Genomic DNA, 14191 nt, shown 5'->3' on the forward strand with positions numbered 1-14191 from the left:
TTCATATGTATAAACTAAGATTCATAGATATGAATTACTCGCCCAGTACCGCGAGATCCACACAGGAGAGCAGCGTGCCGCAACCCCCGGTTTATTTCATCTCGACCGAAGAGGTCGAGGGCTACCACCCCGCCAACCACGTCGGCACGCTGAACCGCCGGCTGATCGGCCCCGAGACCGTGGGTTCGCGCCACCTGGAAGTGATTCACGGCACCATCGAGAAAGGCAAGGGCGCGCTGCCTCACGCGCACCCCGGCATCGAGCAGGTGTGCTACGTGCTGGAAGGCCGGGCCGTCGCAGAAGTCGGCGGCCAGCGCAAGGAAGTGGGACCGGGCGATTGCTGCTTCTTCCCGCCGGACGAGATGCATGTGTTCACGGTGGTAAGCGAAGAGCCGGCCAGGATCCTGGTGATCTATTCCCCACCGTACGAGGAATCGCCCGAGCGTGTGACACGGCCCGCCTGAGACGCGGCCGGCCACGGCAAGAATTCATATAACGACAGGAGACAGACCGTGAAGTGCTTCAAGACCGCTTTCGCCAGCCTGGTGGTGGGATGTGCCGCCGCGCTGCTTGCAACACCGGCGCCGGCCGCCGATGAATTCCCGTCCAGGCCGCTGCGCCTGGTGGTCCCGTTCGCAGCCGGCAGCGGCACCGATGCGGTGGCCCGGCTGACCGCCAAGTACCTGGGCGAAGCGCTGCAGCAGCCGGTGGTGGTCGACAACAAGCCGGGCGCCAACGGCACTATCGCCGCCGAGTTCGTCGCCAAGGCGCCGGCCGACGGCTATACGCTGTTCATGACCACCAACACCACGCATTCGGCCAACCCGTCGCTGATGAAACAGCTGCGCTACGACCCGGTCAAGGACTTCACGCCGGTCTCGCGCATGGGCAACCTGCCATTCATGCTGGTGGTCAACCCGCAATTGCCGGTGAAGACGCTGCGCGAATTCATCGACTACGCCAGGGCGCATCCTGGCATGAGCTACGCGAGCGGCAACAGCACCGGCATCGTCGCCGGCGCGACGCTGTCGAAGATGGCGGGCCTGAAGATGCTGCACGTGCCGTACAAGAGCACGCCGCCGGCGATGACCGACGTGATGGGCGGCCAGGTGCAGGCGATGTTCGTCGACTTTGCCGCGGGCATCGCCAATGTGCGCGCCGGCAAGCTGCGCGCGCTGGCGGTGACCACCGTGCAACGCAGTGCGCTGCTGCCGGACCTGCCGCCGGTCGGCAGCGCGCCCGAGCTTAAGGGTTTCGACATCACGTCCTGGAATGGCGTATTCGCACCCGCCGGCGTGCCGGCGCCCGTGGTGGAGCGCCTCAACCGCGAGCTGGTTGCCATCGCCACCAGCAAGCAGCATGCCGCACAGTTCCACGCGCTGGGCTTCGAGCCCTTCGGCAGCACGCCCGCCGAGCTGAACCAGTTTGTCGTGGCCGAACTGCAGAAGTGGTCGCGGCTGGTGAAGGACGCGGGCATCCAGCCGGAATAAACAACCTGACAGGCAATCTCATGAATTTCGATTTCTCCGAAGAACAGGCATCGATCGTCGAAGCCGTGCAGCAGGTCTGCACGCAGTTCGACATGGAGTACTGGGACCGCCTCGACAAGTCCGGCACCTATCCGCACGAGTTCTACAAGACCCTGTGCGAGGGCGGCTGGCTGGGCGTGGCGATGCCCGAGGCATTCGGCGGCGCCGGTCTCGGCATCCTGGAAGCGGCGCTGGTGATGCAGACCATCTCGCAGTCGGGCGCGGGCATGACCGGCGCGTCGGCGGTGCATATGAACGTGTTCGGCCTGAACCCGGTGGTGGTGTTCGGCACCGAAGAGCAGAAGGGCCGCTTCCTGCCGCCGCTGATCGCCGGCGAGGAAAAGGCCTGCTTTGGCGTGACCGAGCCCGATGCGGGCCTGGACACCACCAAGCTCAAGACTTTCGCGCGCAAGGTGCCGGGCGGCTATTCGGTGAGCGGGCGCAAGATCTGGATCTCGACCGCGCAGGTGGCCGACCGCATGCTGTTGCTGGCGCGCACGACGCCGCTGGAGCAGGTGAAGAAATCGACCGAAGGCCTGTCGCTGTTCTACACGAAGGTGGACCGCAGCCGCATCGAGATCCGCGAGATCGACAAGATGGGCCGCGCCGCCGTCGATACCAACATGCTGTTCATCGACGACCTGTACATCCCGGAAGAAGACCGGATCGGCGAAGAGGGCAAGGGCTTCGAATACATCCTGCATGGCCTGAACCCCGAGCGCATCCTGATCGCCGCCGAAGCCATCGGACTGGGCCGCGCCGCGCTGGCAATCGCCACGCAGTACGCCAAGGAGCGCGTGGTCTTCGGCCGCCCGATCGGCATGAACCAGGGCGTCCAGCACCCGCTGGCGCAGGCGTGGATGCAGCTGGAATCGGCCAACCTGATGATGCTGAAGGCCGCCGCGCGCTACGACGCGGGGCAGTCCTGCGGGGCCGAGGCCAACGCCGCCAAGTACCTCGCCGCCGAGGCTGGCCACAACGCCTGCCAGACCGCGATCCTGACGCTGGGCGGCATGGGCTATTCGCGCGAATACCGCGTCGAGCGCCTGCTGCGCGAATCGTATATCCCGCGCATCGCGCCGGTCAGCCCGCAGCTGATCATGTGCTTTATCGCCGAGCGTGTGCTGGGTTTGCCCAAGTCGTACTGAACGGGAGGTGACGATGCAAGACAAAGCGCCTCCCGCGACCGGGCCACTGGCGGGCGTGCGGGTGATCGACATGACCTCGGTCGCGATGGGGCCGTACGCCACGCAGATCCTCGGCGACATGGGCGCCGAGGTGATCAAGGTCGAAGCGCCCGCCGGCGATGTGTTCCGCCATGCCGAGCCGGCGCGCCACGCCGCGATGGGCGCCAGCTTCCTCAACCTGAACCGCAACAAGCAGTTTGTCGTGCTCGACGTCAAGCAGCCGGAGGACCTGGCCGAGCTGAAGTCGCTGATCGCCACGGCCGATGTCTTCGTCTCCAACGTGAGGCCGCAGTCGTTGCGCAAGCTCGGCCTGGACTATGCCTCGCTGCGTGCGGATCATCCGCGGCTGATCTATTGCGGCGCCTATGGCTATTCGGAGGAGGGCCCGTATGCCGGCGCGCCGGCCTTCGACGACATCATCCAGGCGCGCAGCGGGATGGCGCAGTTCCAGGGCGCCAACTCGAACGAGGGGCCGCAGTACGTGAACACCATCCTGGCGGACAAGGTCGCCGGCCTCACCGTCGCCTATGCGATCCCGATGGCGCTGTATGAGCGCGAGCGGTCGGGGCAGGGGCAGGCCATCGAGGTGCCGATGTTCGAAACGCTGGTGTCCTTCCTCGCCACCGAGCAGCTGGCCGGGCAGACCTTCGTGCCGCCGCTCGGCCCTGCCGGCTATCCGCGCGTGATGTCGGCCCACCGCAAGCCGTACCGCACCAGCGACGGCCATCTCGCGCTGCTGCCCTATACCAGCGCGCAATGGCTGCGCTTTTTCGACCTGTCAGGCCATGCCGGACTGGCGCGCGACCCGCGCTATGCGACCCCAGCCGCGCGCAGCGCCAATATCGACGCGCTCTACGCCACGCTGGCCGAGATCGTCGCGCAGCGCACCACCGCGGAGTGGCTGGCGTTGCTGCGCGATGCCGATATCCCGCACAGCGAGCTGCCGCATTTCGACACCCTGGTGGATGACCCGCACCTGCGCGCCACCGGCATGATGTTCGAATACGACCATCCGAGCGAAGGGCGACTGCGGGGTGTCGGCATCCCCACACGGTTCTCGCGCACGCCGGGCAATATCCGTAGCTGGCCGGAAGGTCTGCCACAGGCGCAGGACGGCACCGGTACCTGATCCGGCCGCACCGGGATCCGCGGGTGCCGTTCCCACGCCGCGTACAATTCCGGCCAAAGCACACGGAAGTCGAGGAAGCCCACGATGGCAGAAAACGAAGCGGCGGAAAAATCGGGCTACGGCAGCGTCAAGACGGCGCTGCGCGTGATCGAGATCATGGAGATCTATGCGCGCGAAGGGCGCTCGCTGACGCTGACCGAACTGGCGAAGCTGCTGGGCGCGCCGATGTCGAGCTGCCTGGGGCTGATCCGCACGCTGGCGTCGCTGGGCTACCTGTACGAAACCGGCCGCCGCCAGGGTTATTACCCCACGCGGCGGTTACTCGATATCGCCCAGCGCATCGCGCGCAACGACCCGCTGCTCGAACGGGTGCAGCCGGTGCTGGAGTCGCTGCGCGATGACACCGGCGAAACCGTGATCTTTGGCAAGCTGCAGGACGACGGCCGCGTGCTCTACCTGGAGGTGCGCGAGTCCGCCAACCCGGTGCGCTATATCGCCGCGCCGGGCGAACTGCGCGACGCGCATGTCAATTCCATCGGCCGCGCCATCCTTGGCACCATGGCCGCGGAGAGCCGCGCGGAACTGCTGGCCGGCGTTTCCTTTGCGTCGCGCACCGGGCGCACGGTGGACTCGCTGCGGGTATTCGAGGCAGCGATGCAGCAATGGCAGGCGCAGGGGTGGTATCCGAACTTCGGCGAGTCGTTCCCGGACCTGGGGGCCATCGCGATTCCGGTGTCGCTCGGCGGCGTCGTCTACGGGATGTCGGTGGCGGGGCCGCTGCATCGGGTCGAAGCCAATGCGGAGGCTATCGTCGTGGCGCTGAAGGCCGCGGGCAACACGCTGCAGGGATAAACGGAGGGAAGAGGGCAGGGGCGGCGAAGGGCAGGGGCGCTGCGGCAGCCCCGGGCGCAAGCCTCAACGAGCTACAAACGAAAAAGCCCGGTGCGTTTGCACCGGGCTTCCGTATCGGTTGGCTCCCCGACCTGGGCTCGAACCAGGGACCTGCGGATTAACAGTCCGTCGCTCTACCGACTGAGCTATCGGGGAACAGCTGAGAAGGAAATTATAGCCAGTTTCTCTTTTTGCCGTCAACACCTTGCCAACATTTTGTTTGTTTTCAGGTGCTTCGGAGCGGCTGGCTGGCTGCGTCCCACGTTGGTGGTCAACAGCGAGGCCGCATTATAGCGACGGTTTTTCGTTTGTGCCAGAAAAAAACCGCCTTGCGGCGGTTTTTTCTGCGGCACCGTGCAGCGCCGTTCAGTCGAACACCGGCGATTCCACGCCCAGGACCTTGTGCAGCTTCGGCGAAGTCGTGGTGTACTGCATGTGGATCTTCTTCTCGGGGAAGATATACGGCGCAGCCCCGAACGCAGCCAGCGCGGCCTCGTGGAAGCCCGACAGGATCAGCTTCTTCTTGCCGGGGTAGGTGTTGATGTCGCCCACCGCGAAGATGCCCGGGATATTGGTCTGGAACTTCTCGGTATCCACCTTGATCTGCTTGCGCTCCAGGTCCAGGCCCCACTCGGCGATCGGGCCGAGCTTGGGCGACAGGCCGAAGAACACCAGCAGGTCGTCCAGCGGCAGGCGGCGGGTCACGCCGTCGGCACCGGTCACCTTGATCTCGGTGAGCACGCCGTCTTTCTCTTCATAGCCGCCGATCTGGCCGACCAGGAACTGCATCTCCATCTGTTCGCACAGTTCCTTCATCTTGGCCACCGAGGCCGGCGCGGCACGGAAGCCGTCGCGGCGGTGGATCATCACCACCGACTCGGCCTTGCCGACCAGGTCCAGCGTCCAGTCCAGCGCCGAGTCGCCGCCGCCGACGATGACCAGGTTGCGGCCGTGGAAGCGGCTCGGATCCTTGACGCGGTAGAACAGCTGCTTGCCGTCGAACTTGTCGAGGCCCTCGACCTTCAGCGTACGCGGCTGGAACGAGCCCACGCCGGCGGCGATGAAGATGGTCTTGGTGATAAAGCGGGTTCCGAGCGAGGTCTCGACGAAGAAGCGGCCGTCTTCACGGCGCTCCACCACGGAGACTTCCTGGCCCAGGTGGAAGGTGGGCTCGAACGGCTCGATCTGCTTGAGCAGGTTGTCGGTCAGTTCCTGGCCGGTGCAGCTGGGCACGGCCGGGATGTCGTAGATGGGCTTGTCGGGATACAGCTCCACGCACTGGCCGCCAACGACTTTCAGGGAATCGATCACGTGGGCCTTGATTTCGAGCAGGCCCAGTTCAAACACCTGGAACAGGCCCACCGGACCGGCACCGACGATCAGCGCGTCGATTTCGAGCGGCTGGCCGCCTGCGGGGCTGCCGCCCTCGACCTGCTTGGTCGTGTCGGCAACGGGATTTGGAATGCTCAAGTCCATATTCGTCCTGATACGTTGGTTGGGCACGCGGGTGCCCGGCATTGCGGAAAGCGCGTGGGGACGGCCTTCTTTGCAGCCTGGCGCGCTCAGCGCTCCAGGTACTGCAGCTTGTCGGTGGTGTCCTTCCAGTCCTCGGCCTCGGCCAGCGGGGCCTTGGTCTTGGTGATGGAAGGCCAGGCGCGCGCCAGTTCGGCGTTCAGTTCAATGAACTGCTGCTGGTCGCCCGGCACGTCTTCCTCGGCGTAAATGGCGTTCACCGGGCACTCGGCCACGCATACGGCGCAGTCGATGCACTCATCCGGGTCGATGGCCAGGAAGTTCGGGCCTTCGCGGAAACAATCCACCGGACATACGTCAACGCAGTCTGTATAGCGGCAACGGATGCAGGATTCGGTGACAACGTGAGTCATTTCGGTTCCAGGAAAACGGGTCGGCTTTTAATGGGAAACTGTTGGGCCGCTTCTTGCCGGCGGACGCCTCCATCTGCCTTGGCGGGCAGGTATGGCGGGACGAGCGCCGGCCGTGGCCTTTCGGGAACCGGTATTGTAGCCGAGCCTTCTGGCAAGGATAGCGGGTCTATATAGCTGGATCAGATAGTTTTCTTATTTCTTTATGTACTTTTGATCCAAGACATGGCGGCCCGCTGGCGTGCTTGCGCAACCGCAGGCATGATGAGGCCGCCTGAGTGCCACATGCCTCGACGCCGGGAGATTCGTATGCCACGCCAGCTTCGTGATTGCCGCCGCGCCGCCTTGCTATCCCTGCTTGTGATGCTGGCGGCATTTCCGGCGATGACACCGACCGCCGCTGCGCAAGCCCTGGTCCAGCCGGGCATGGCGGACAGCGTGGTGTCCCGGCTGGTGGCATGGCGCGCGCGATCGGAGGCGCCGGTTGCCTTGCCCGCATTGACCGGCTTCGACTGGGACTACTTCACCGTGACCGATTCCCCCGCGGGCGATGCCATCGCCCATTGCGGCCGTGCCGGCCTGATGCCTTGCGGACCCGAGTTGAACCCGAAACCGGGGGACCGGATGCAGGTGCTGCGCTTCGAGCGCGCGGGCGCGGCGGTCTACACCGAGCGCATCCTTGCCGAGGACGGCGCCTTTGCCGAGCCGCTGCCGCAACGCGTGCCGCGCAGTGCCGCCACGCTGGTGTCGTGCCCCGGGAGCGACGGCCGGACGCTGTGGTGCCTGCAGGGCAGGACGGCCGGCAAGCCGGTCCTGCGCGCGCCGCAGCCGTTCCTCGACGGCGCTTGAACGCCTGTCAGCGCCCCGGACGCGTGCCGTCTCGGTTAGCATGTCAGCCTGACCCGGCACATTGCCTTCTGGCTAGCCATGATTATCCAGTCTCTGCTCGACACCGACCTGTACAAGTTCACGATGATGCAGGTGGTCCTGCACCAGTTTCCGCAGGCGCAGGTCGAATATCGCTTCAAGTGCCGCAACGCCGGCGTCGACCTGACGCCGTATATCGACGAGATCCGTGCCGAGATCGCGCACCTGTGCCAGTTGCGCTTTACCGATGACGAACTCGCCTACCTGCGCGGCCTGCGCTTCATCAAGAGCGATTTCATCGACTTCCTCGGCCTGTTCCACCTGAACGAGAAGTACGTGTCGGTGCGCGAGGCGCCGCAGGGCAACGGCGAGATCGAGATCTCGATCATCGGCCCCTGGCTGCATACCATCCTGTTCGAAGTGCCGGTGCTGGCGATCGTCAACGAGGTCTACTTCCGTCGCACCCAGCCGCGGCCTGACCTGGCCGTCGGGCGCAGCCGGCTGGAGAACAAGCTGGCGCTGCTGCAGCCGCCGGAATTCGCCGATTGCGTCATCGCCGACTATGGCACGCGCCGGCGCTTCTCGCGCGACTGGCAGGAAGAGGTGCTGCTGACCATGCGGCGCGAGCTCGGTTCGCAGCTGGCCGGCACCAGCAACGTCCATTTCGCCCGCCTGCACAACATGGTGCCGCTCGGCACGATGGCGCACGAATACCTGCAGGCCTGCCAGGCGCTGGGGCCGCGCCTGCGCGATTCGCAGGTGTACGCGCTCGAACGCTGGGCGCGCGAGTACCGTGGCGACCTTGGCATCGCGCTGTCAGATACCTATGGCTTCGATGCCTTCCTGCGCGACTTCGACCTGTACTTCTGCAAGCTGTTCGACGGCGTGCGCCATGATTCGGGCGACCCGATCGTTTGGGGCGAGCGCATGGTGGCGCATTACGCCGCCAACCGCGTCGACCCGCGCACCAAGACGCTGATCTTCAGCGACAGCCTGGACGTGCCGCGCGTGATCGAGCTGTTCCAGCGCTTCCACGGCCGCTGCCGGCTGGCCTTCGGCGTCGGCACCAACCTGACCAACGATCTCGGCTACACGCCGCTGCAGATCGTGATCAAGATGGTGCGCTGCAATGGCCAGCCCGTGGCCAAGCTGTCGGACACGCCGGAAAAGACCATGTGCGACGATGTCGGCTACCTGTCCTACCTGCGGCAGGTGTTCTCGGCGCAGTAGGCATTGCGGGATTCCGGTGCGCCGTGCCATGCCGCGGCAACTATAATCGGCGCATCCTTGCCAACCGCACTGCCAGGCCCTATGGAAACCAACGACGCCCGCGACCGCATCTTTGCCCGCATCCGTGCCGCACAGGGCAGGCCGCGCCAGCCCACGCAGGGCGAACGCGCCGCGGTGGCCGATTACCTCGCGCGCCATCCGCAAGGCCCGCGCCCGATGCCGGCCGCCGATCTCGTCGAAGCCTTCGTGCAGCAGGCCCAGCGCATGGCGTCTACGGTCGACCGTGTCGCCACCATGGACGAAGTGCCGGCGGCAGCGCGACGTTATCTGGACAGCCTGAACCTGGTGCAGCGCGCCGTGGCATGGGATGCGCTGGGCACGCTGCCATGGCAGGCCGCCGGCATCGCGGTCGAATGCCGGCCGCCGCTGCGCGAGGTCGAGGCCGACCGCGACCATGGCGACCTGGTCGGCATCACCGGCTGCTTCTGTGCGATCGCCGAGACCGGCTCGCTGATGCTGCTATCGGGGCCGGCGACTTTCGCCTCCGCGGCGCTGCTGCCGGAAACGCATATCGCGGTGGTGCCGCGCTCGCGCGTGGTCGCCGGTCTGGAAGACGCCTTTGCGCTGGTGCGCAGCGAACGCGGCGAGCTGCCGCGCGCGACCAATATCATCAGCGGCCCGTCGCGCACCGGTGATATCGAACAGACCATCGTGCTGGGCGCGCATGGCCCGTATCGCGTGCATGTGATCGTGGTCGAGCAGGCTTGATCCATGGGGCAGAACGGACATAAGAATCGCCTGTAAACGCGCAGCAAACGCGCGACGCAGCACGATCGCGCGAGGAGTCTGGATTACACTTGCAGGCTTGCCGTGCGAGCCCGCACGCCGTTCGTTGCGGGGGCTCGATGCACCATGAACGCTGCATTCCCGAGGAGATCCTGCCTGATGCGACGTGCTTTCGTACCGTTGCCGATGCTGACCATGCTGGCAGCTGTCTTTGCTGTCTTCCCTGTGGCCGCGCATGCCGCGGACATAGAGGGGGCCGCACTGTCGCCGCTATGGGGCCTGCCGTTTGCCGGCATCCTGCTGTCAGTCGCGCTGTGGCCTCTGCTCGCGCCCAAGTTCTGGCACCACCACTATGGCAAGATCTCTGCGGGCTGGGGGCTGCTGTTCCTGCTGCCGTTCGCCGCGGTGTTCGGCACGCATGCGGCCGCCGCCAGCGCGGTGCATGCGCTGCTCGCCGAGTACATCCCCTTCATCTCGCTGATCGCTTCGCTCTATATCGTCGCGGGCGGCATCTGCGTGCGCGGCAACCTGCACGGGACACCGCGGCTCAATACGGGCATCCTGGCGCTGGGTACCCTGCTGGCAAGCTTCATGGGGACTACCGGCGCGGCCATGCTGCTGATCCGTCCGTTGCTGCGCGCCAATGACAACCGCCGGCATGTGGCGCACGTGGTCGTGTTCTTTATCTTCCTGGTGGCAAATGCCGGCGGCTCGCTGACGCCGCTGGGCGATCCGCCGCTGTTCCTTGGCTTCCTGAAGGGCGTGGACTTCTTCTGGACCATGCGCAACATCTACCTGGAGACGTTGTTTATCTGCGCGGTGCTGCTGGTGGTGTTCTACCTGGTCGACCGCCATTACTACCGCAACAAGGAGGAAGAACTGCCGCAGCGGAACGATCCCACGCCGGACTCCCACGGCATCACGATCGACGGCAAGATCAACTTCGTGCTGCTGCTGGCCCTGATCGGCCTGGTGCTGATGAGCGGGCTGTGGCAGCCGGCCATCTCGTTCAACGTCTTCGGCACCGACGTGCCGCTGCAGGCGGCGGTGCGCGATGCGCTGCTGATCGTGGTGGCGGTGGTGTCGCTGCTGGTCACGCCGCACACCGCGCGCGCGGGCAACGAGTTCAACTGGGAGCCGATCCTGGAGGTCGGCAAGCTGTTCGCAGGGATCTTCCTGACCATCATCCCGGTGATCGCCATGCTCAAGTCCGGCACAGACGGCGCCTTTGCCGGCGTAATTCGCGCGGTCAGCGACGGCAACGGGCAGCCGGTCGACAGCATGTATTTCTGGGCGACCGGGCTGCTGTCGTCGTTCCTGGACAATGCGCCGACCTACCTGGTGTTCTTCAACACCGCCGGCGGCGATGCCGCCACGCTGATGACGCGCGACGCCTCGACTCTGGCCGCGATTTCCGCCGGCGCGGTGTTCATGGGCGCCAATACCTATATCGGCAACGCGCCCAACCTGATGGTCAAGGCCATTGCCGAGAACCGCGGCGTGCGCATGCCGAGCTTCTTCGGCTACATGCTGTACTCGGGCATTTTCCTGATGCCGCTGTTCGTCATCATGACCTTCCTCTTCTTCCATGTGTGATGCCATGAAGCCGTCCGTCCTTGTCACCCGCGCCATCTATCCCGAAGTGATCGACCGCCTGGCGCAGTATTTCGATGTCGACGACAACCAGCAGGACGCGGTGCTTGATGCCGCCGCGCTGAAGGCCCGGCTGGCCGGCAAGGCCGGCGTGCTGGCCAACGCCGCCGACCGCATCGACGCGGACCTGGTTGCCGCGCTGCCGTCGCTGCGCGCGGTGTGCAACATGGCCGTCGGCTACAACAACCTCGACGTGCCGGCACTGACCGCCGCGGGCATCGTCGCCACCAACACGCCCGACGTGCTGACCGAGACCACCGCCGACTTCGGCTGGGCGCTGCTGATGGCCACCGCGCGCCGCGTCACCGAGTCCGAGCACTACCTGCGCGCCGGCAAGTGGCAGCGCTGGAGCTACGACATGCTCGTCGGCATGGATTTATACGGCAGCACGCTCGGCATCCTTGGCATGGGCCGCATCGGCCAGGCGCTGGCGCGCCGTGCCAGCGGGTTTGGCATGAGCGTGCTGTACCACAACCGCAGCCAGCTGCCGGCGGACACCGAGCGCACGCTCAACGCCCGCTATGTCAGCAAGGAGGAACTGTTGCGCCAATCCGACCACCTGCTGCTGGTGCTGCCTTATGGCCCGCAGAGCCACCATGCCATCGGCGCCGCCGAGCTGGCGCTGATGAAGCCGACGGCGACGCTGGTCAACCTCGCGCGCGGCGGCATCGTCGACGACGCAGCGCTGGCGCAGGCGCTGCGCGACAAGCGCATCTTCGGCGCCGGGCTGGATGTGTTCGAGGGCGAGCCCAGTGTCCATCCGGACCTGCTGACGGTGCCCAACGTCGTGCTGACGCCGCATATCGCCAGCGCCTCGGAAAAGACCCGCCGCGCCATGGCGACGCTGGCCGCCGACAACCTGATCGCCGCGCTCGACCAGGGCCCGCAGGCCGGCCATCCGCCCACCGTGATCAACCCTGAAGTCATGCCGGGCCGCCGCTGAGGCGCGCCCGCTTGTCCGTCGCTTAACCTGTTGCTGCATGTCCTTGATTCCGTACCTGACGCTGGCCGTGGCGCTGCTCGCGGTCGTCCTGCTGGTGATCGTGCTGTTGCGCCAGCAGGCCGCCTCGCCCGGCGCCGAACTGGCCCGCCAGCTTGCCGAATTACGCGTCGAAGGGGCGCGCGGCATGGAGCGCGTGGAGCGTGAGGTCCGTACCGATGTAGCCGAGGCCGCGCGCGGCAACCGCGACGAGTCGGCCCAGCAGATGCTGCGCTTCCAGCAGGCGCTGTCGTCGCAGCTGACCGGCATTGCCACGCTGCAGAACAACCAGATCGACACCTTCGCGCAGCAGCTCGCCAAGCTGACCGGGTCCAACACGCAGCAGCTCGAGCACGTACGCCAGCACCTGATGCTGCAAGGCCAGCAGGCGCGCGACGAACAGGCGGGAGCGCTGCGCCGCTTCGGCGACGGCCTGCAGCAGCAGCTGGCGCAGATGTCCGAAGCCAACGAGCGCCGCCTGGCGGAGGTGCGCGCCACGCTGGAGCAGAAGCTGCGCGACATCGAGGCCAATAACGCGGCCAAGCTGGAGGAGATGCGCCGTACCGTCGACGAGAAACTGCATGCGACGCTGGAGCAGCGCCTGGGCGAGTCGTTCCGGCTGGTCTCGGATCGCCTCGAGCAGGTGCATCGCGGGCTGGGCGAAATGCAGGCGCTGGCGCAGGGCGTGGGCGACCTGAAGAAGGTGCTGACCAACGTGAAGTCGCGCGGCACCTGGGGCGAAGTCCAGCTTGAGATGCTGCTGGAGCAGATGCTGACGCCGGACCAGTACGGCAAGAACGTCGAAACGGTGCGCAACTCTGGCGCGCGGGTGGAATTTGCCATTCGTCTGCCCGGCAAGGCCGCGGGCGGCGATGGCGACGGCGGCACGCCGGTGTGGCTACCGGTCGATGCCAAGTTTCCCAAGGAACAGTACGAGCGGCTGGTCGACGCGCAGGAGCGCGGTGACCCGGACGGCGTCATCGCCTTCGGCCGCGAACTGGAAGTTGCCTTGCGCCGAGAGGCGCAGACCATTGCCGAAAAATACCTGGCGCCGCCACAGACTACCGATTTCGCAATCCTGTTCCTGCCGACCGAAGGGCTGTATGCCGAAGTGTTGCGGCGACCAGGCCTGACCGACCTGCTGCAGCGCGACTATCGCGTTACCGTGGCGGGCCCGACCACGCTGACCGCGCTGCTGAACAGCTTGCAGATGGGCTTCCGCACGCTGGCGCTAGAGAAGCGCTCGAGCGAAGTGTGGGAGGTGCTGGGCGCGGTCAAGACCGAGTTCGGCAAGTTCGGCGACGTGCTGGCCAAGACCCGCGACACGCTCGAGCGCGCGGCGCGCAATATCGAGCAGGCCGAGGTGCGCACGCGCCAGATGGCGCGCAAGCTGCGGACGGTGGAAGCGCTGCCGGGCGATGCCGCGCAGCAGTTGCTGGGACTGAACGGGGTGGAGACGGTGGAGGCGGCGCAGACGCCGGATGACAGCGGCGGTTGAGCGCCTGCCGGTGCAGGGAACGCCCGCAACGCGGGCGAGGCGGCCGGCAGCCCGCCGGCCCGTGCATCAGCGAAGGTTCAGCGGTCGTCTTCGGGCGCCAGCTCGCGCACGTGGACTTCGATGCCGCCAAAGCGGGCAGCCACCCAGTTGTAAGCCTTGCACGCCAGCCACAGCAGGCCGAAGCCGATCAGCGCATTCAGGATGATCGCGCTGAAGACCGTGATCGCAGGCAGGTCGCCGTAGCGGATAAAGGTAACGAACAGCCCCAGCGAGACGATCGGCAGGGAGAAGCACAGGTAGACCAGCACCAGCGCGCGGGCGGTCTTCACGGGGTGGAGGTAAGCGATCTCCTGATTCATGACTGGGGATAACTTGATTGTTGCTGAAGCGTGCGCCAAGTGTAGCGACTGCCCGACCCCAAGCATAGTCCGCTGCCCACGGCAAGGCTGAAAGCCAAGCGCCGGACGCGTCACGGCGGCAAATGTGCAGCACAAATACGACACATTGCCGCCGCAGCGATGCGGCCGACCTTCTTGCCATGCTCAGATCAACCTCCGAG

The 14191-nt window shown here is 66.0% G+C and carries 14 protein-coding genes and 1 tRNA gene; 11 read left to right on the forward strand and 4 right to left on the reverse strand.

Annotated elements, in window-relative coordinates:
• The first annotated feature begins 74 nt into the window (after positions 1–74).
• From ACAD63_RS05595 to ACAD63_RS05615, 5 genes are all read left to right on the forward strand, one after another.
• A complete protein-coding gene (locus ACAD63_RS05595; protein WP_434033534.1) occupies positions 75–464 on the forward strand; it encodes a cupin domain-containing protein in 390 nt (129 codons plus the stop codon).
• A gap of 48 nt (positions 465–512) precedes the next feature.
• The gene (locus ACAD63_RS05600) at positions 513–1490 is read left to right on the forward strand and encodes a Bug family tripartite tricarboxylate transporter substrate binding protein (protein WP_434033535.1); all 978 of its coding nucleotides are present in this window, start codon (positions 513–515) and stop codon (positions 1488–1490) included.
• Positions 1491–1510: 20 nt separating this feature from the next.
• A complete protein-coding gene (locus ACAD63_RS05605; RefSeq protein WP_135705576.1) occupies positions 1511–2677 on the forward strand; it encodes an acyl-CoA dehydrogenase family protein in 1167 nt (388 codons plus the stop codon).
• Positions 2678–2690: 13 nt separating this feature from the next.
• Positions 2691–3845: a CaiB/BaiF CoA transferase family protein gene (locus ACAD63_RS05610; protein WP_135705575.1), complete on the forward strand. Its 1155-nt coding sequence runs from the start codon at positions 2691–2693 to the stop codon at positions 3843–3845.
• A gap of 84 nt (positions 3846–3929) precedes the next feature.
• Positions 3930–4697, forward strand: coding sequence for an IclR family transcriptional regulator (locus ACAD63_RS05615; RefSeq protein ID WP_133095508.1), 768 nt, complete (start codon positions 3930–3932; stop codon positions 4695–4697).
• Positions 4698–4816: 119 nt separating this feature from the next.
• Here ACAD63_RS05615 and ACAD63_RS05620 read toward each other — a convergent pair.
• The 3 genes from ACAD63_RS05620 to fdxA form a co-directional block, all read right to left on the reverse strand.
• Positions 4817–4892, reverse strand: a tRNA-Asn gene (locus ACAD63_RS05620).
• Positions 4893–5102: 210 nt separating this feature from the next.
• A complete protein-coding gene (locus ACAD63_RS05625) occupies positions 5103–6212 on the reverse strand; it encodes an NAD(P)/FAD-dependent oxidoreductase (protein WP_133095509.1) in 1110 nt (369 codons plus the stop codon).
• 86 nt (positions 6213–6298) lie between these two features.
• Complete coding sequence (gene fdxA / locus ACAD63_RS05630) at positions 6299–6622, reverse strand: ferredoxin FdxA (RefSeq protein WP_133095510.1); 324 nt, start codon at positions 6620–6622, stop codon at positions 6299–6301.
• Positions 6623–6928: 306 nt separating this feature from the next.
• On the opposite strand from fdxA, the gene ACAD63_RS05635 reads away from it, so the two are divergent.
• From ACAD63_RS05635 to rmuC, 6 genes are all read left to right on the forward strand, one after another.
• Positions 6929–7468, forward strand: a complete 540-nt coding sequence (locus ACAD63_RS05635; protein WP_434033536.1) for a hypothetical protein — start codon at positions 6929–6931, stop codon at positions 7466–7468.
• A 78-nt stretch (positions 7469–7546) separates the two neighbouring features.
• Positions 7547–8716 (forward strand): nicotinate phosphoribosyltransferase, encoded by a 1170-nt coding sequence (pncB, locus tag ACAD63_RS05640; protein ID WP_133095512.1) that lies wholly within the window; start codon positions 7547–7549, stop codon positions 8714–8716.
• Positions 8717–8797: 81 nt separating this feature from the next.
• Positions 8798–9484 carry a LutC/YkgG family protein gene (locus ACAD63_RS05645; RefSeq protein WP_133095513.1) on the forward strand — a complete coding sequence of 229 codons (687 nt, stop codon included), beginning with the start codon at positions 8798–8800 and terminating at the stop codon, positions 9482–9484.
• A 177-nt stretch (positions 9485–9661) separates the two neighbouring features.
• Positions 9662–11098: a sodium:proton antiporter gene (locus ACAD63_RS05650; protein ID WP_133095514.1), complete on the forward strand. Its 1437-nt coding sequence runs from the start codon at positions 9662–9664 to the stop codon at positions 11096–11098.
• A 4-nt stretch (positions 11099–11102) separates the two neighbouring features.
• Positions 11103–12098 (forward strand): 2-hydroxyacid dehydrogenase, encoded by a 996-nt coding sequence (locus ACAD63_RS05655; protein ID WP_133095515.1) that lies wholly within the window; start codon positions 11103–11105, stop codon positions 12096–12098.
• A 37-nt stretch (positions 12099–12135) separates the two neighbouring features.
• On the forward strand, positions 12136–13632 hold the full coding sequence (gene rmuC / locus ACAD63_RS05660) for a DNA recombination protein RmuC (RefSeq protein ID WP_135705572.1): 1497 nt from the start codon (positions 12136–12138) through the stop codon (positions 13630–13632).
• Positions 13633–13709: 77 nt separating this feature from the next.
• On the opposite strand, the gene ACAD63_RS05665 is transcribed toward rmuC, so the two are convergent.
• Positions 13710–13991: a hypothetical protein gene (locus ACAD63_RS05665; protein ID WP_029046288.1), complete on the reverse strand. Its 282-nt coding sequence runs from the start codon at positions 13989–13991 to the stop codon at positions 13710–13712.
• Positions 13992–14191: the final 200 nt, after the last annotated feature.

This window comes from Cupriavidus sp. a3, assembly GCF_051015765.1.
Lineage (GTDB): Bacteria > Pseudomonadota > Gammaproteobacteria > Burkholderiales > Burkholderiaceae > Cupriavidus > Cupriavidus oxalaticus_A.

Excerpts from the sequence above, each read along its gene's own strand:
- ACAD63_RS05605 (WP_135705576.1), top strand. The coding sequence starts at position 1,511 with ATGAATTTCGATTTCTCCGAAGAACAGGCATCGATCGTCGAAGCCGTG.
- ACAD63_RS05610 (WP_135705575.1), top strand. The coding sequence starts at position 2,691 with ATGCAAGACAAAGCGCCTCCCGCGACCGGGCCACTGGCGGGCGTGCGG.
- ACAD63_RS05615 (WP_133095508.1), top strand. The coding sequence starts at position 3,930 with ATGGCAGAAAACGAAGCGGCGGAAAAATCGGGCTACGGCAGCGTCAAG.
- ACAD63_RS05625 (WP_133095509.1), bottom strand. The coding sequence starts at position 6,212 with ATGGACTTGAGCATTCCAAATCCCGTTGCCGACACGACCAAGCAGGTC.
- fdxA (WP_133095510.1), bottom strand. The coding sequence starts at position 6,622 with ATGACTCACGTTGTCACCGAATCCTGCATCCGTTGCCGCTATACAGAC.
- ACAD63_RS05635 (WP_434033536.1), top strand. The coding sequence starts at position 6,929 with ATGCCACGCCAGCTTCGTGATTGCCGCCGCGCCGCCTTGCTATCCCTG.
- pncB (WP_133095512.1), top strand. The coding sequence starts at position 7,547 with ATGATTATCCAGTCTCTGCTCGACACCGACCTGTACAAGTTCACGATG.
- ACAD63_RS05645 (WP_133095513.1), top strand. The coding sequence starts at position 8,798 with ATGGAAACCAACGACGCCCGCGACCGCATCTTTGCCCGCATCCGTGCC.
- ACAD63_RS05650 (WP_133095514.1), top strand. The coding sequence starts at position 9,662 with ATGCGACGTGCTTTCGTACCGTTGCCGATGCTGACCATGCTGGCAGCT.
- ACAD63_RS05655 (WP_133095515.1), top strand. The coding sequence starts at position 11,103 with ATGAAGCCGTCCGTCCTTGTCACCCGCGCCATCTATCCCGAAGTGATC.
- rmuC (WP_135705572.1), top strand. The coding sequence starts at position 12,136 with ATGTCCTTGATTCCGTACCTGACGCTGGCCGTGGCGCTGCTCGCGGTC.
- ACAD63_RS05665 (WP_029046288.1), bottom strand. The coding sequence starts at position 13,991 with ATGAATCAGGAGATCGCTTACCTCCACCCCGTGAAGACCGCCCGCGCG.